The organism is Streptomyces sp. NBC_01267, from assembly GCF_036241575.1.
GTDB lineage: Bacteria > Actinomycetota > Actinomycetes > Streptomycetales > Streptomycetaceae > Streptomyces.
Genome location: NZ_CP108455.1, coordinates 5495899 through 5512426, shown reverse-complemented (window position 1 = coordinate 5512426; position 16528 = coordinate 5495899). Strand labels below are relative to the sequence as shown.

Genomic DNA, 16528 nt, shown 5'->3' with positions numbered 1-16528 from the left:
AACGATGGTTGCACGGGTGCCTGTCTATCCCGAATTCGACGGAAACCTCCTGGCCAGTTCTCGGACTTCTTCACGGGTTCCCTGCTCTTCGCGCAACGCCTTCATGAACAGCGCCGCGATGTCGGCCATCTCCGGCGCCCCCATGCCCTGCGTGGTGACGGCGGCGGTGCCCAGCCGGATGCCCCGCCCATCACCGTAAGGCAGTGCGCAGGTGTCCAGGACCAGGCCCGCGGCTGCCAGGAGGCTGCGGGCCTGCTGCCCGCCGATGCCGAGCGGGGCCGGATCCGCCGTGATCAGGTGGGTGTCGGTCCCGCCGGTGGTGACCGCGAAGCCCTCCGCCGCGAGTCCGGCCGCGAGCACGCGCGCGTTCGCCACCACCTGGTGGGCGTAGGAGGCGAAGGCCGGCGTCGCTGCCTCGCCGAAGGCCACGGCCTTGGCCGCGATCGTGTGCATCTGCGCGCCGCCCTGGGTGAACGGGAAGACGGCCCGGTCGATCCGGTCGGCCAGGTCCGGGCCGCAGAGGATCATCCCGCCGCGCGGACCGCGCAGCACCTTGTGGGTGGTGGCGCAGACGACATCGGCGTACGGAACGGGACTGGGCGCCGCTCCCCCGGCGATCAGGCCCATCGGGTGGGCCGCGTCCGCGATCAGATAGGCGCCCGCCTCGTCGGCGATGGCGCGGAACGCCGCGTAGTCGGGGTGGCGCGGATACGAGATGGACCCGCAGACGATGGCCCGCGGCCGGTGCTGCTCGGCGAGGGCCCGCACCTGGTCGTAGTCGATCAGTCCGCTCTCGGCGTCCACCCCGTACCCGACGAAGTCGAACCAGCGGCCGGAGAAATTGGCGGGCGAACCGTGCGTGAGGTGCCCGCCGTGCGCCAGACCCATGGCGAGGACCGTGTCACCGGGGCGCAGAAGGGCCGCGTACGCCGCCAGGACGGCCGAGGACCCGGAGTGCGGCTGTACGTTCGCGTGTTCGGCTCCGAAGAGCGCTGTGGCCCGCTCACAGGCGATCCGCTCGGCGATGTCGACCATTTCGCAGCCGCCGTGGTGGCGGGCGCCCGGATAGCCCTCCGCGTACTTGTTGGACAGCGCGGAGCCGAGAGCCGCGAGGACGGCGGGTGAGCTGAAGTTCTCCGCGGCGATCAGCTGGAGCGAGCCGGTCTGCCGCTCGGTCTCGCCGCTGATGACGTCGGCCATCTCCGGGTCCTGCGCGCGCAGGGCGTCGAAACCGGCGGAGTGGCGGGCTGTGGCGGTGACCGGCATCTTGGGGCTCCTCGGCGTCCCACCCAATGTAGGCCGGGCCGTACCGGGGCGCCCGCCGGACGGGGTCCGGCTCGTCCGGGCGTGCGCGGGCGGACCCGACGGGCCGCACCGCGGGGTCAGTGGGTCGCGGCCACACCCGTCAGCGCGGTCACCACCGGATCCAGCGCCTGGTTGATCTCGTCACCGATCGACCGGAAGAAGGTGATCGGCGCCCCGTACGGATCGTTGACCTCGTCCGCCTCGACCGTCGGCGCGAGCAGCCACCCGCGCAGCGCCGCGGCGGCCCGCACCAGGGCCCGCGCGCGCTCCACCACGCCCTCGTCGAGCGGGTCCGGCAGCGTCGCCGGGTCTATGGCCCGGACGAGACGGGTGAACTCCTTCAGGGTGAAGGTGCGCAGCCCCGCCGAGTGGCCCATCGAGATGACCTGGGCCCGGTGGTCACGGGTCGCGGTGAGCACCAGGTCGGCGCGGATCACGTGGTCGTCGAGCAGCTCGCGGCCGAGGAAGCCGTCGGCGTCCGCGCCGTAGTCCGACAGGACGGTCGCCGCGTTGGCCTCCATCGGGGCCCCCTCGTGGCCCCAGGTGCCCGCGCTCTCCACGATCAGGCCGCCGGTCAGCCGGGCGCCCAGCCGGTCGGCCAGGGCATGGCGGGTCAGCCGCTCGGTGATCGGCGAGCGGCAGACGTTGCCGGTGCTGACGTGGAGGATCCTGAACGTGCCGCCGGGGGCGACCGCGCCTATGCCACGCCCCTCAGGGGCTGTCAATTGGCCACCTCAAGGTCAGGTACCACCTTGCGGAGCTCCTCGGCGGAGAGTGCGCCCGCGCGCAGCAGGACCGGGATCCTGCCGGTGACGTCGACGATCGACGAGGGGATGTTGCCGGGGGTCGGGCCGCCGTCCAGGTACACGGAGACCGAGTCTCCGAGCATCTCCTGGGCCGCGTCGCAGTCCTCCGGCGCCGGGTGGCCGGTGAGGTTGGCGCTGGAGACGGCCATCGGGCCGACCTCCGTGAGCAGTTCGATGGCGACCGGGTGCAGCGGCATCCGTACGGCCACGGTGCCCCGGGTGTCGCCCAGGTCCCACTGGAGGGACGGCTGGTGCTTGGCGACGAGCGTGAGCGCGCCCGGCCAGAAGGCGTCGACGAGCTCCCAGGCCTGCTCGGAGAAGTCCGTGACGAGCCCGTGCAGGGTGTTCGGGGAGCCGATGAGGACAGGGGTGGGCATGTTGCGCCCGCGCCCCTTGGCGTCCAGCAGGTCCACCACGCCCTCGGAGCTGAAGGCGTCCGCCCCGATGCCGTACACGGTGTCCGTCGGGAGTACGACGAGCTCGCCCCGGCGGACGGCGGACGCTGCTTCACGCAGACCTGTGGTGCGGTCGGTCGCGTCGTTGGTGTCGTATCGCCGTGCCATTTAGCGAGCCTCCTCGTGCAAAGCCTGAAAAATCTGCTGTGGAACTGACCCGGCGGCCGTCACGGCAGGGCCTTGCGGGCTGTCGCGAAACGGGGCCGGTTGTTCAGGTCGGGGTGGTCGGCCGCGTCGGCCCAGCCCCGCTCCTCGGTGAAGATCCACGGAACCTGGCCGCCCTGGGTGTCGGCGTGCTCGATGACGACGACGCCGCCGGGCACGAGGAGACGGTGGGCGGTGCGCTCGATTCCGCGGATCGTGTCGAGGCCGTCCTCGCCGGAGAAGAGAGCCATCTCCGGGTCGTGGTCACGGGCCTCGGGGGCGACGTACTCCCACTCGGTGAGCGGGATGTACGGCGGGTTGGAGATGACCAGGTCCACCTGGCCGTCGAGCTCGGGGAGCGCGCTCAGGGCGTCGCCCTGGTGGACGGTGACCCTGGACCCCTCGGCGTTCTTCCGGGTCCAGTGCAGCGCGTCGTCGGACAGTTCCACGGCGTGCACCCGGGAGCGGGGCACCTCCTGGGCCATGGCCAGCGCGATGGCTCCGGAGCCCGTGCACAGGTCGACGATCAGCGGTTCGACCACGTCCATGGCGCGCACCGCGTCTATGGCCCACCCGACGACCGACTCGGTCTCCGGCCGGGGCACGAAGACACCGGGCCCGACCTGGAGTTCCAGGTAACGGAAGAAGGCGCGGCCGGTGATGTGCTGGAGCGGTTCCCGGGCCTCACGGCGGGCGATGGTCTCCCAGTAGCGGGCGTCGAAGTCCTCGTCCTTGACGTGGTGGAGCTCGCCCCGCTTGACGCCGTGCACGAAGGCGGCGAGCTCCTCGGCGTCGAAGCGCGGGGAGGGCACGCCGGCGTCGGCCAGCCGCTGGGTGGCCTGGGCCACCTCGGCAAGCAGCAGGTTCATGCGGTTCTCCAGTACGGGCCGGCTACTACTGGGCGGCGGCGAGCTTGGCCGCGGAGTCCGCGTCCACGCACGCCTGGATCACTGCGTCCAGGTCGCCGTCGAGCACCTGGTCCAAGTTGTACGCCTTGAAGCCGACACGGTGGTCGGAGATCCGGTTTTCCGGGAAGTTGTACGTCCGGATCTTCTCGGACCTGTCGACGGTGCGGACCTGGCTGCGCCGTACGTCGGAGGCTTCCCGTTCGGCGGCCTCCTGGGCCGCGGCGAGCAGCCTGGAACGCAGGATACGCATCGCCTGCTCCTTGTTCTGGAGCTGGCTCTTCTCGTTCTGGCAGGAGGCGACGACGCCGGTCGGCAGGTGCGTGATGCGGACCGCGGAGTCCGTGGTGTTGACCGACTGTCCGCCGGGCCCTGACGAGCGGTACACGTCGATGCGGAGGTCGTTGGGGTGGACCTCGACCTCGACCTCCTCGGCCTCGGGGGTGACGAGCACCCCGGCCGCCGAGGTGTGGATGCGGCCCTGCGACTCGGTGGAGGGCACCCGCTGCACGCGGTGCACGCCGCCCTCGTACTTCAGCCGCGCCCAGACGCCCTGGCCGGGCTCGGTCGCGCCGTTGCCGCCCTTGGTCTTCACCGCGACCTGGACGTCCTTGTAGCCGCCCAGTTCGGACTCGGTGGCGTCGATGATCTCGGTCTTCCAGCCGGCCCGCTCGGCGTAGCGCAGGTACATCCGCAGCAGGTCACCGGCGAACAGGGCCGACTCGTCGCCGCCCGCGCCCGCCTTGACCTCCAGGAGAACGTCCTTGTCGTCGCTGGGGTCGCGCGGCACCAGGAGCAGCCGGAGCTTCTCGGTGAGCGCCTCGCGCTGCTTGTCCAGCACCTTGACCTCGGCGGCGAACTCCGGGTCGTCGTAGGACAGTTCACGGGCCGTCTCGATGTCGTCCCCGGTCTGCTTCCAGGAACGGTACGTGGCGACGATCGGGGTCAGCTCGGCGTAGCGCTTGTTGAGCCTGCGCGCGTTGGCCTGGTCGGCGTGGACCGACGGGTCGGCGAGCTGTTCCTCAAGACCGGCGTGCTCGCCGATCAGTTCCTCGACCGCCTCGAACATCGGGGGTTTCCTGCTTTCGTACGTCAAAAAGGGCTGCGGCTGCTCCGGACGGCAAAAGCGCCGGTCCGGTCGCTCCGCGAAGGAGCGACCGAGGACCGGCGCAGTGGCTCGCTACTTGGCGTCGGAGCCGGCGGCCTTCTTGCCGAAGCGGGCCTCGAAGCGGGCCACACGGCCACCGGTGTCGAGGATCTTCTGCTTGCCCGTGTAGAACGGGTGGCACTCGGAGCAGACCTCGGCACGGATGGTGCCTTCGGCGAGGGTGCTGTGGGTGGTGAACGAGGCACCGCAGGTGCAGCTGACCTGGGTCTCGTGGTACTCGGGGTGGATGTCGCGCTTCAAGGTGGCTCCTAGTTTCGGGAGGGCGCCGGGTCGTGCGGACGGAATTGTCCGAACGTGAACCGGGGCCGACGTACCAGTCTGCCAGGACTGGCCCGTCCTTCAAAATTCCGGACAGTTGGCCAACCCCGGGCGGGCCGGATCTATTCCGGGGTGGGCCTCTACGAGCTGGTCACGACCTTGCCCGCCTCGCCCTGGTCGCCCGCGGAGCCCTTGGTCGCGGCGGCCGGAATGGGCCGGTCCTGCTTCAGCGCGGTCCACACCTGCTGCGCCTTCGCCTCCAGCGGGATCACCCGGTTGGGATCCGCCGGGTCGTACTCGACGGGCATCGTGACCATCTTCATGTCGCCCGCGCCGATGCCCTTGAGCCCGTTCGCGAAGCTCACCAGGCTCTTGACGGAGTTGATGTCGGAGTCGGTGGTGACCGTCTTGGTGGCGGTGTCCGCGAGGTTGTAGAGCTTCGTGGGGCTGGTGAATACCCCGACGTGCTTGATCTGGTTGATCAGCGCCTTGATGAAGGCCTGCTGGAGCTGTATGCGGCCGAGGTCGCTGCCGTCGCCGACGCCGTGCCTGGTGCGTACGAGGCCGAGCGCGTCCTCGCCGTTGAGCGTGTGGGTGCCCGCCGCGAGGTGCAGGTGGCTCTTGTCGTCGTTGATCGCCTTGGTGGTGGTGACGGGCACACCGCCCAGGTCGTCGATGAGCTTCTGGAAGCCGGAGAAGTCGACCTCCAGGTAGTGGTCCATCCGGATCCCGGACATCTTCTCGACGGTCTTCACCGCGCAGGCCGGACCGCCGCTCTCGTACGCCGTGTTGAACATGGCGTGCTGCGCGCCCGCGACCGTGGCGCCCTTGGAGTCGGTGCAGTCGGGCCGGTCCACGAGGGTGTCGCGGGGGATCGACACGACACTGGCCTTCTTGTGGCCCTGGTAGACGTGGACGACCATCGCGGTGTCCGAGCGGGCGCCGCCCTCGTCCTTGCCGTACTTGGAGTTCGCCCCCGCGCGGGAGTCGGAGCCGAGCACCAGGATGTCCATGGAGCCGTTGTCGACCTTGGCGGGGCGGTCGGTGCCGAGCTGGGCGTTGATGTCGACGCTCTTGAGGTTGCCGTCGAGCTTGAAGTAGAGGAAGCCCAGTCCGCCGCCGCCGAGTACGACGACTCCGGCGGCCACCCATGCCGTGATGGTCAGCGTCCTGCGCCGGGTGGATGCCCTCCTGCGGCGTTTGCCGCTGCCCCGTATTCGGCCCGCCTTCTGTGACTCGCCCATGTCCCCTCCAGCTTCTCGGTGGTCGCGCTACCCCCTGCCCCGAAGTTCAGGCAACGGTGTGTCATCACTTGGGAGACGACGTATCTCGCGAAAGCGTTGCACAACGCCCTGTGACCTCAGCGTGCGCGGAAGTGACAGGGCGTAGTCGGGCAACTGCCGCAAAGCGGCCCTCACCTGGGGTTTTCGGCAGTACGGGGCGAACCCGGGACGACCGGCCCCGGTGCGCGGGCTGTGGCGAACGTCTCGGAGGCCGCCGATGCGGCCCGACGGGGCGGCGGAGCGGTGCCGGAGACGCGGCGGGGGAACGGAAAAGGGGTGTGAAAGCCGGACACCACTCCCACACACAACTGGCCCGCCCCGTCACTTCCGTGACAGGGCGGGCCAGTTGACAATCCGTGACGGAACGTCAGTCGTTGCCGCTCCCGGGCGTGGTCTTCGCGATCTGCATCAGGAACTCGGCGTTCGACTTGGTCTTCTTCATCTTGTCGAGCAGCAGCTCGATCGCCTGCTGCGAGTCGAGCGCGTGGAGCACCCGGCGCAGCTTCCAGACGATGGCGAGCTCCTCCGCGTTCAGGAGGATCTCTTCCTTACGCGTACCGGACGGGTCGACGTCCACCGCGGGGAAGATGCGCTTGTCGGCGAGCTTCCGGTCGAGCTTGAGCTCCATGTTGCCGGTGCCCTTGAACTCCTCGAAGATCACCTCGTCCATGCGCGAGCCGGTCTCGACCAGCGCGGTGGCGAGGATGGTCAGCGAGCCGCCGTCCTCGATGTTCCGCGCGGCACCGAAGAAGCGCTTCGGCGGGTAGAGGGCGGTCGAGTCGACACCACCGGAGAGGATGCGCCCGGAGGCCGGGGCCGCCAGGTTGTACGCACGGCCCAGGCGGGTGATCGAGTCGAGCAGCACGACCACGTCGTGACCCAGCTCCACGAGGCGCTTGGCGCGCTCGATGGCCAGCTCGGCGACGGTGGTGTGGTCCTCGGCCGGACGGTCGAAGGTCGAGGAGATGACCTCGCCCTTCACCGACCGCTGCATGTCGGTGACCTCTTCCGGACGCTCGTCGACGAGGACGACCATCAGGTGGCACTCGGGGTTGTTGACCGTGATCGCGTTGGCGATGGCCTGCATGATCATGGTCTTACCGGTCTTCGGCGGGGCCACGATCAGACCGCGCTGGCCCTTGCCGATCGGCGCGACGAGGTCGATGATCCGGGTCGTCAGCACACCCGGGTCGGTCTCCAGGCGGAGCCGGTCCTGCGGGTACAGCGGAGTCAGCTTCTGGAACTCCGGGCGCCCGCGGCCGGATTCGGCCGCCATGCCGTTCGCCGAGTCGAGGCGGACGAGCGCGTTGAACTTCTCGCGGCGCTCGCCGTCCTTGGGCTGGCGGACGGCGCCGGTGACGTGGTCACCCTTGCGCAGGCCGTTCTTACGGACCTGGGCGAGCGAGACGTACACGTCGTTCGGGCCCGGCAGGTAGCCGGAGGTCCGGATGAACGCGTAGTTGTCCAGGATGTCCAGGATGCCCGCGACGGGGATCAGGACGTCGTCGTCGGCGACCTGGGGCGCGTCACCGAACTCCTGGCGCTCGCCACGACGGCCGCGGCGGTCACGGTAACGGCCACGGCGACCACGGCGGCCTCCGTCGAAGTCGTCGTCGTTCTCGTCGGCGCGCGGGCCGCTGCTCTGGTTGCCCTGGCGCTGCTGGCGCTGGCTGCCCTGCTGGTCGTCGCCCTTGCCACCGCGGTCGCGGCGGTCGCGCTGGCTGCCGCGCTCACCGCGCTCCTGACGGTCGCCGCGGTCGCCGCGCTCCTGTCGGTCCCCGCGGTCCTGGCGGTCGCCGCGCTCCCGGCGGTCACCGCGCTGGCCACGGTCACGACGGCCTTCGGCGCTGTCGGTGGCGGCCTCGGCCGGAGCCTCGGTCTTCACGTCGGTGCCGGCGGAGTGCGTCTCCGCGGTGGCGTCCGTCTTCGGGGCCTTGGCCTCGGCGGCGGATGTCGTGGTCTCGGGGCTGCCCGCCTGGGCGGTGGCCCGACGGCGACGGCGCTCGCCGGCCGGCTGGTCGTCGCTGGCAGGCTGACCGGGGATGTCGATCTGCTGCTGGGCCGCGGACTTCTCGGCCGCCGCGGACTCGTCACCCGTACGGGACTTGGAGGTGGCACGGCGCTTCGGCTTGGTCTCGGCCGTCGACGCGCTGTCCGCGCTCTTGGCGGGCTTGGCGGCCTGGGCGCTCTTGGGCGCGGACGAACCGGCCTGCGCCTCCTTGATGACCTCGATCAGCTGGCTCTTGCGCATCCGTGCGGTGCCTTTGATACCGAGGCCGGACGCGACCTGCTGCAGCTCGGCCAGGACCATGCCGTCGAGGCCGGTGCCGGAGCGGCGGCGCCGTGCGGTGCTGCCGGTAGCAGCACCGGCGGCGGACGCGGCGTCGACATTGTTGTCGGCAGTCACGCCCATCAGATCGGTGGTGTCGCTCACGAAGGGTCCTTCCCTGGAGCGGGCGTCGGCCTGTCTGGCTCGGCGACCGGTTGTGCTGTCCGACTGCGGTTCTGGATCTTGACTGATCGCGAACCGACGCCGGGGCGGTGGTCCGCCGGGGTACGGCGGAGGGCAAGACGTGCTTGGGGTCCGGCAGAGGCCGGTTCCGGAGCGTGCTCGAAACTGCTCAGGCAGGCTGCTCAGGCAGTTGGGGAGGCTCCCGGAGGAAAAGGCGGTCCCTGATGGGGACACTGAGCACCGCGCCACAAAGGCGTCGAGTGCAGACTTGAGGTTAACACTACCGGATCCAACAAATATTCCCCCTCTCGTTCACCGGCAACCGGGCGCTCCTACGTACCCAGCGGTAGAACGCTCGCACCCGAGGCGTCGAGCGGCAGCCGGTTGGCCGCCCACCCTTCGCCCGCCAGCCGTGCGACCTTTTCGGCCGCACCGTTCTCGACCAGCGCGAGCACCGTGGGGCCCGCGCCGGAGATGACTGCGGGAACGCCGTCCGCCCGCAGTCGGTTGACCAGGGCCACGCTCTCGGGCATCGCCGGAGCACGGTACTCCTGGTGCAGTCGGTCCTCGGTCGCCGCGAACAGCAGCTCGGGGCGCCTGGTCAGCGCCTCCACGAGCAGAGCCGCGCGACCCGCGTTGGCAGCCGCGTCCACATGGGGGACGGCCCGCGGGAGGAGGCCCCGCGCGGTCTCGGTGAGCACCGGCCTGCTGGGGACGAAAACCACCGGAACGATGGAATCCGCAGGATCCATCCTGATGGCCCGCGCCGCTCCCCCGTCGGTCCAGGCGAGGGTGAAGCCGCCGAGCAGGCAGGCGGCCACGTTGTCGGGGTGGCCCTCGATCTCGGTGGCCAGTTCGAGCAGGGCCTCGTCGTCGAGCTTCTCGGCCCCGCCTATGGTCACGGCGCGGGCGGCGACGATGCCCGCGCAGATGGCGGCGGACGAGGAGCCGAGGCCGCGGCCGTGCGGGATGCGGTTGGCGCAGACGACCTCCAGGCCGCGCGGCTGCCCGCCGAGCAGGTCGAAGGCCGTACGCAGGGAGCGTACGAGCAGGTGGTTCTCGTCGCGCGGGAGCGTCTCGGCGCCCTCACCCGCGATGTCGACGTGCAGCCCGGTGTCGGCGACCCGGACGACCACGTCGTCGTACAGCCCCAGCGACAGGCCGAAGGCGTCGAAGCCCGGCCCGAGGTTGGCGCTGGTGGCGGGGGTGCGCACCCGGACGGCGGCGGCACGGAACGCGGGACCGGCCATCGCTCTGACGACTCTCCTTGTGAGACCGCGGCTCTGCTGTCGACCGCGAGGTTTTTTCGGTGAATTCGGCTGTGTTTCCCGGGAGAACGCTCCCCCGGCGGCCCCTGGCCGGACGACCCTACGAGCACTGCGGGCATCACGACAACAACACCGCGGCACATTGCGGCGGGGTGGGTTGAGTACAGCTTATCGAAGGAAGGTTCTGTCGCGACATAGGGCGCACAGGAGGCGCACGATGCGTGTCGTATGCCTCCTATGCGCTCTCGGTTCCGAAAGGGCCGGAGAGAGACCGGAGATGAGCCTGTGGGAGCCCGGGGCACGAGCCCCGGAGCGCTACGGCACGAGGTCCGGGCACTCCGGGCGCAAGCACCGGAGCGCTACTGGACGAGGCCCAGGCGCTCGGCGGCCACCACGGCGTCCACCGGGACGGTGACCGGCTGCGGGGCTCCCGCGACCGCCCAGTCCGGGTCCTTCAGGCCGTTGCCGGTGACCGTGCAGACGATTTTCTGGCCGGGGTCGACCTTGCCCTCTTCGGCGGCCTTCAGCAGGCCCGCGACCGAGGCGGCCGACGCGGGTTCCACGAAGACGCCTTCCTGGGAGGCCAACAGCCGGTAGGCCGACAGGATCTGACGGTCGGTGACCTCGTCGATGAAACCGCCCGACTCGTCGCGGGCGTCGAGGGCGAACTGCCAGGAGGCCGGGTTGCCGATCCGGATCGCCGTGGCGATGGTGGACGGGTCCTTGACGATCTCGCCGCGCACGATGGGCGCGGAGCCGGAGGCCTGGAAACCCCACATCCGGGGGGTGCGGGTGGCCGGCCCGTCCGCCGCGTACTCCCGGTAGCCCTTCCAGTACGCCGTGATGTTGCCGGCGTTGCCGACGGGCAGCACATGGATGTCCGGGGCGTCACCGAGGGCGTCGACGATCTCGAACGCGCCGGTCTTCTGCCCCTCGATACGGGACGGATTGACCGAATTGACCAGCGCCACCGGGTAGTTGTCGGAGAGCGAGCGGGCCAGCGTGAGGCAGTCGTCGAAGTTGCCGTCGACCTGGAGGATCCTGGCGCCGTGGACCAGCGCCTGACCCATCTTGCCGAGGGCGATCTTGCCCTGCGGCACCAGGACCGCACAGACCATTCCGGCCCGTACGGCGTAGGCGGCGGCCGAGGCCGAGGTGTTGCCGGTGGAGGCGCAGATGACGGCCTGCGCGCCCTGCTCCTTGGCGTGGGTGATCGCCATGGTCATACCGCGGTCCTTGAAGGACCCCGTGGGGTTGGCGCCCTCGACCTTGAGGTGCACCTCGCAGCCCGTGCGCTCGGAAAGAACCTGCGCGGGGACGAGCGGCGTACCGCCCTCACGGAGCGTGACGACGGGCGTCGTGCTCGTGACCGGGAGCCGGTCCCGGTACTCCTCGATGATGCCGCGCCACTGGTGGGTGCCCTTGGTGGTCATGGGTCCTTACTCCCCTTCAACACGCATGATGCTGGCGACACCGAGCACGGTGTCGAGCTTGCGCAGCGCCTCGACGGTCCCGGAGAGGGCGGCGTCGGGCGCGCGGTGGGTGACGACGACGAGGGACGCCTCGCCGCCTCCGCCCGCCCGTCGCCCGTCGGTACCCTGCTCGATGGCGACCTCGTCACCGCTGCCTGAATTCCGGCTCTGTTGGCGGACCGTGTCGATCGATACGCCCTGTTCGGCGAAGACCGTGGCGACCTGGGCGAGAACACCCGGTTTGTCGGCCACGTCGAGGCTCATGTGGTACCGGGTGACGACGTCGCCCATGGGGCTGACGGGCAGCCGGGTGTACGCGGATTCGCCAGGCCCGGTGGCCCCGTTGAGCTTGTTCCGGCAGACCGCCACGAGGTCGCCGAGGACCGCGGACGCGGTGGGCGAGCCGCCGGCGCCGGGACCGTAGAACATGAGCTGTCCGGCCGCCTCCGCCTCGACGAAGACCGCGTTGTACGCCTCACGGACGGAGGCCAGCGGGTGGCTGAGCGGGATCATCGCCGGGTGGACTCGGGCCGTGACGGACTTGCCGTCGGCGGCCCGCTCGCAGATGGCGAGGAGCTTGACGGTGCAGCCCATGCGCTTGGCGGACGCGATGTCGGCGGCGGTGACCTCGGTGAGGCCCTCGCGGTGCACGTCGTCCAGGCGCACCCGGGTGTGGAAGGCGATACCGGCGAGGATGGCGGCCTTGGCGGCGGCGTCGAAGCCCTCGACGTCGGCGGTGGGGTCGGCCTCGGCGTACCCGAGGGCCGTGGCCTCGTCGAGCGCCTCGGAGTACCCGGCGCCGGTGCTGTCCATCTTGTCGAGGATGAAGTTCGTGGTGCCGTTGACGATGCCGAGGACCCGGTTCACCTTGTCGCCCGCGAGCGATTCGCGCAGCGGGCGCACCAGCGGGATCGCACCGGCGACGGCGGCCTCGTAGTAGAGGTCCCGGCCGTGCTCCTGGGCCACCGCGTGCAGAGCGGCGCCGTCCTTGGCGAGCAGCGCCTTGTTGGCGGAGACGACGCTCGCGCCGTGCTCGAAGGCGGTGGTGATCAGCGCGCGGGCGGGCTCGATACCGCCGATGACCTCGATGACGACGTCGATGTCGCCCCGTTTGACCAGGGCCATCGCATCGGTGGTGATGAGGGAGGGGTCGACCCCCTCACGGACCTTGGAGGGGCGGCGGACCGCCACACCGGCGAGCTCGACGGGGGCACCGATGCGTGCCGCGAGGTCGTCGGCGTGCGTCGTCATGATGCGCGCCACCTCTGAGCCGACGACTCCACAGCCCAGCAGCGCCACCTTCAGCGGACGCGTACGCATCATCCGACCTCACTTCTCATACTTCTACGGTGTGGACCAGTCTCACTCACCGGACGGGAGTTTCTATCCCCCGTCCGGATCGTGAGACGACTATTTCACTACCCGACATCGAGGCGCAGGAGATCTTCCTCCGTCTCACGCCGGACGATCACCCGGGCCTCGCCGTCCCTGACGGCGACGACGGGCGGGCGCAGCGCGTGGTTGTAGTTGCTCGCCATGGAACGGCAGTACGCCCCGGTGGCGGGAACGGCGAGGAGATCACCCGGCGCGAGGTCCGCGGGCAGGAACGCGTCCTTGACCAGGATGTCGCCGCTCTCGCAGTGCTTGCCGACCACGCGGACGAGCATCGGCTCGGCGGTCGACGTACGGGAGACGAGGGCGACGCTGTACTCGGCGTCGTAGAGGGCCGTACGGATGTTGTCGGACATGCCGCCGTCGACACTGACGTAGGTACGCAGCCCCTCCAGCGGCTTGATGGTGCCGACCTCGTACAGCGTGAAGGCGGTGGGTCCGACGATGGCGCGTCCCGGCTCGACCGAGATGCGCGGCGTGGTCAGTCCCGCCGACTCGCACTCCCGGGTGACGATCTCGCCGAGCGCCTTGGCGATCTCGTGCGGCTCGCGCGGGTCGTCCTCCGAGGTGTACGCGATGCCGAGACCGCCGCCGAGGTCGATCTCGGGGAGCTCGACGCCGTGTTCGTCGCGCACCTCGGCGAGGAGCTGCACCACCCGGCGCGCGGAGACCTCGAAGCCCGCCATGTCGAAGATCTGCGACCCGATGTGCGAGTGGATACCGATGAGTTCGAGCCCGTCGAGCTTGAGCGCCCTGCGGACGGCCTCGGCGGCCTGCCCGTCGGCGAGCGCGATCCCGAACTTCTGGTCCTCGTGGGCGGTGGCGATGAACTCGTGGGTGTGCGCCTCGACGCCGACCGTCACCCGGATCTGTACCCGCTGGCGCTTGCCGCGGCTCTGCGCGATGTGCGCGACGCGGACGATCTCCTGGAAGGAGTCGAGCACGATGCGTCCGACGCCGGCGTCGACGGCCCGCTCGATCTCCTCGGTGGTCTTGTTGTTGCCGTGGAAGGCGATCCGCGCGGCGGGCATCCCGGCGGCCAGCGCGGTGGTCAGCTCGCCACCGGAGCAGACGTCGAGGTTCAGCCCCTCTTCCTGGAGCCACTTCACGACGGCGCGCGAGAGGAACGCCTTGCCCGCGTAGAAGACGTCCGCGTCCCGCCCGAAGGCGTCCGCCCAGGCCCGGCACCTGGCGCGGAAGTCGGCCTCGTCGAGGAAGTAGGCGGGGGTGCCGAACTCCTCGGCCAGCCGGGTCACTTCGATCCCGCCGACGGTGACGACGCCGTCCGCGTCGCGGCCGACCGTACGCGACCACACCTTCTCGTCCAGGGAGTTGAGGTCCTCGGCGGGGGCCGAGTAGTGCCCCTCGGTGTAGACGTCGGCGTGCCGGGGCCCGGCGGGGTGTGCGGAACGGCTCATCTCTTCGCTCTTTCAGATGTGTTCGGGTGCGCTGATGCCGAGCAGGGACAGGCCGCCTGCCAGCACCGTCCCGGCGGCTTCGGCGAGAGCGAGCCGGGATCGGTGGGCGGCCGAGGGTTTCTCGTCACCGACGGGCAGCACGCTGATGTGGAACTCCAGGAACGCGTCGGCGACCGTCACCAGATGCCGGGCGAGCCGGTGCGGCGCCCCGGCCTCGACCACGGCGGGGTAATCGGCCAGGGCCCCGAGGAGAGCGGACCGGCCGGGGGGCGGCGCGGTCGCGCACGCGGTTCCGGTCCCCGTCCCGCTGCCCTGTTCGCACGTGGGCGCGGGGCCGCCGTCCTGCGCGTACGCGGGCGCGAAACCGTCCTCCTCGTACGCGGGCTCCTCGTACGCGGGCGCGAAGCCGAGGTCGCGGGCGTTGCGCAGCAGCGCGCGGCTGCGGGCGTGCGCGTACTGCACCCGGAAGAGGGGGTTGCTCCCGCGCCGGACCAGCAGTCCGTCGCCACCGCCGACCAGGGCGTCCCAGCGGCCGGCGTCGGCCCCGAGGCGGGGGTCTGCGGGCGCGGCGCTCCGGAAGGCGGTGGGCGAGCCGCCGCCGTACCGCAGGCCCTGCTCCCGCACGGTCCGTACGACGGTGTCCGAGGTGTCGGGCGCCAGCGTGAAGTTCAGGAATCCCGGGCCGGTGATCTCGACGCACGCGATCCCGCGCGTACCGGCGATCCGCCCGCGCAGGGCCTCGGCGACCGCCCGGGGCGGCATCCCGGCCGGACCGGCCAGCTGGAGGGCCGCGCTGGTGGCGTAGTCCCCGCGCCCGCCGGGCCGGGGCCGTTCGATCTTGACCCGCTCGGGAACAGCCACGCTCAGGGCACCCTCGTCCACCGCGCGGCGCACGGCGTGCGCGACGGTACGGGAGAGCTCTGCGGGAGTCACAGGACAAGCGTATGGGAGAAGGGGGGGCTCTCCGCGAACCGGTTTCGCCATCCGGTCAGCCGAGCGCGCTCCCGGCCCTTCCGGCAGGCCGGGATGCGCCCTGGGGACCGGCGCCGACCGGCCCGCGCGCCGGGGACCCGTCCCGCCGGATCCGCATCAGCTGCCCCACGAGCTGGATCAGCTCGGCGGGCTCGAACGGCTTGGACAGAAAGGCGTCGACCCCGGACGCGAGCCCGTTCTCCACCTCGTGGTTCGTGCACGCGCTGATGATCGCGAGCGGCAGCAGGCTCGTCCGCGGGTCGGAGCGCAGCCGGGCGGCGGTACTCAGCCCGTCCAGGCGCGGCATGACGACGTCCAGGGTGATCACGTCGGGGGCGACCCGGTGCACGATGTCCAGACATTCGACACCATCGGCCGCGGTCACGACCTCGAAGCCCTCCAGCTCGAGGTTGACCCTGATCAACTGGCGGATGACCTTGTTGTCATCGACAACAAGCACCCGGCCGTACGTGCCAGACACACCCCTGAGCGTAGAACCGCCGGCACCACCACGTCCGGGTTTTGCCCACTTCCGCCCGGCACGGGCAACCGGTGGCAGACCGGCGCGAGACCGGCGGGAGATCAACGGTCGTCCCGCCCGCGGAAATGCTGTTCATGGACACCCCCGCTGAGCTGGTAGGGTTCTACCCGTCGCCGCTCACAGCGGCGGTTCGCCCCCGTAGCTCAGGGGATAGAGCATCGGCCTCCGGAGCCGGGTGCGCAGGTTCGAATCCTGCCGGGGGCACCTTGTAAAAGGTGCCGAACAGGCCCTCTGATCAGGCATTGCGCCAGATCGGGGGGTCTGTTGTCATTTATGCGGCCGGATATCTCCGGAGCACCCCCGGGGACACCCGACAGGCCTCACGGGACAGATCCGGTATCACCTTCACCGAACCGGACCGATCGTCATGTACCGGCAGATATCGCCCCCTTGGGCGACGACACGGCGCCGCACGCACAGGCGTGGAGCTCCACCCGCACGGTATCGACTATCATTTTCAATAAGCGTTGAGGGGTCGGCCCCGACCCCGGTACCGCCCATCCCTCCCGTCCCGCCCACCCGTCCGGCCTTCTCCGCACCCCCCGGTACAGGAAGGAACACACCATGCCGCGCGTCCTGTTGAAGATGCGCAAGGGCGCCCACGCGGTGATCCTCGCCCTCTCGAAACCCGCCCCCTGACCACACGGCACTTCTCACGTACGCACCGCAGCCCCATACGGTGGGCACCA

The 16528-nt window shown here is 70.5% G+C and carries 14 protein-coding genes and 1 tRNA gene; 1 reads left to right on the top strand and 14 read right to left on the bottom strand.

Going from position 1 to position 16528, the window contains the following annotated elements; all coding sequences use genetic code 11:
• Positions 1-24: 24 nt before the first annotated feature.
• From glyA to OG709_RS25220, 14 genes are all read right to left on the bottom strand, one after another.
• Complete coding sequence (gene glyA, locus OG709_RS25285; protein WP_250297809.1) at positions 25-1266, bottom strand: serine hydroxymethyltransferase; 1242 nt, start codon at positions 1264-1266, stop codon at positions 25-27.
• Between the two features lie 116 nt (positions 1267-1382).
• The gene (locus OG709_RS25280) at positions 1383-2030 is read right to left on the bottom strand and encodes an arsenate reductase/protein-tyrosine-phosphatase family protein (protein ID WP_250297810.1); all 648 of its coding nucleotides are present in this window, start codon (positions 2028-2030) and stop codon (positions 1383-1385) included.
• Positions 2027-2674 carry an L-threonylcarbamoyladenylate synthase gene (locus tag OG709_RS25275; protein ID WP_250297811.1) on the bottom strand — a complete coding sequence of 216 codons (648 nt, stop codon included), beginning with the start codon at positions 2672-2674 and terminating at the stop codon, positions 2027-2029. Before OG709_RS25275 ends, OG709_RS25280 begins: the two co-directional genes overlap by 4 nt.
• Positions 2675-2733: 59 nt before the next feature.
• Complete coding sequence (gene prmC / locus OG709_RS25270) at positions 2734-3579, bottom strand: peptide chain release factor N(5)-glutamine methyltransferase (RefSeq protein WP_250297812.1); 846 nt, start codon at positions 3577-3579, stop codon at positions 2734-2736.
• A 25-nt stretch (positions 3580-3604) separates the two neighbouring features.
• Positions 3605-4684 (bottom strand): peptide chain release factor 1, encoded by a 1080-nt coding sequence (gene prfA / locus OG709_RS25265; RefSeq protein WP_250297813.1) that lies wholly within the window; start codon positions 4682-4684, stop codon positions 3605-3607.
• Positions 4685-4795: 111 nt separating this feature from the next.
• On the bottom strand, positions 4796-5023 hold the full coding sequence (gene rpmE / locus OG709_RS25260; RefSeq protein WP_250297814.1) for a 50S ribosomal protein L31: 228 nt from the start codon (positions 5021-5023) through the stop codon (positions 4796-4798).
• 158 nt (positions 5024-5181) lie between these two features.
• A complete protein-coding gene (locus OG709_RS25255; protein WP_266640725.1) occupies positions 5182-6285 on the bottom strand; it encodes an LCP family protein in 1104 nt (367 codons plus the stop codon).
• A 406-nt stretch (positions 6286-6691) separates the two neighbouring features.
• Positions 6692-8758, bottom strand: coding sequence for a transcription termination factor Rho (gene rho, locus OG709_RS25250; RefSeq protein WP_250297816.1), 2067 nt, complete (start codon positions 8756-8758; stop codon positions 6692-6694).
• 350 nt (positions 8759-9108) lie between these two features.
• Positions 9109-10026: a homoserine kinase gene (thrB, locus tag OG709_RS25245; RefSeq protein ID WP_250297817.1), complete on the bottom strand. Its 918-nt coding sequence runs from the start codon at positions 10024-10026 to the stop codon at positions 9109-9111.
• Positions 10027-10403: 377 nt separating this feature from the next.
• Positions 10404-11477 carry a threonine synthase gene (gene thrC / locus OG709_RS25240; RefSeq protein WP_266640726.1) on the bottom strand — a complete coding sequence of 358 codons (1074 nt, stop codon included), beginning with the start codon at positions 11475-11477 and terminating at the stop codon, positions 10404-10406.
• A gap of 6 nt (positions 11478-11483) precedes the next feature.
• The gene (locus OG709_RS25235; protein WP_250297819.1) at positions 11484-12839 is read right to left on the bottom strand and encodes a homoserine dehydrogenase; all 1356 of its coding nucleotides are present in this window, start codon (positions 12837-12839) and stop codon (positions 11484-11486) included.
• Between the two features lie 95 nt (positions 12840-12934).
• The gene (lysA, locus tag OG709_RS25230; RefSeq protein WP_250297820.1) at positions 12935-14326 is read right to left on the bottom strand and encodes a diaminopimelate decarboxylase; all 1392 of its coding nucleotides are present in this window, start codon (positions 14324-14326) and stop codon (positions 12935-12937) included.
• A 12-nt stretch (positions 14327-14338) separates the two neighbouring features.
• Complete coding sequence (nrtL, locus tag OG709_RS25225; RefSeq protein ID WP_329167731.1) at positions 14339-15259, bottom strand: ArgS-related anticodon-binding protein NrtL; 921 nt, start codon at positions 15257-15259, stop codon at positions 14339-14341.
• A gap of 55 nt (positions 15260-15314) precedes the next feature.
• Positions 15315-15779 (bottom strand): response regulator, encoded by a 465-nt coding sequence (locus tag OG709_RS25220; RefSeq protein ID WP_250297822.1) that lies wholly within the window; start codon positions 15777-15779, stop codon positions 15315-15317.
• A 192-nt stretch (positions 15780-15971) separates the two neighbouring features.
• On the opposite strand from OG709_RS25220, the gene OG709_RS25215 reads away from it, so the two are divergent.
• A tRNA-Arg gene (locus OG709_RS25215) sits at positions 15972-16043 on the top strand.
• The last annotated feature ends 485 nt before the right edge of the window (positions 16044-16528 follow it).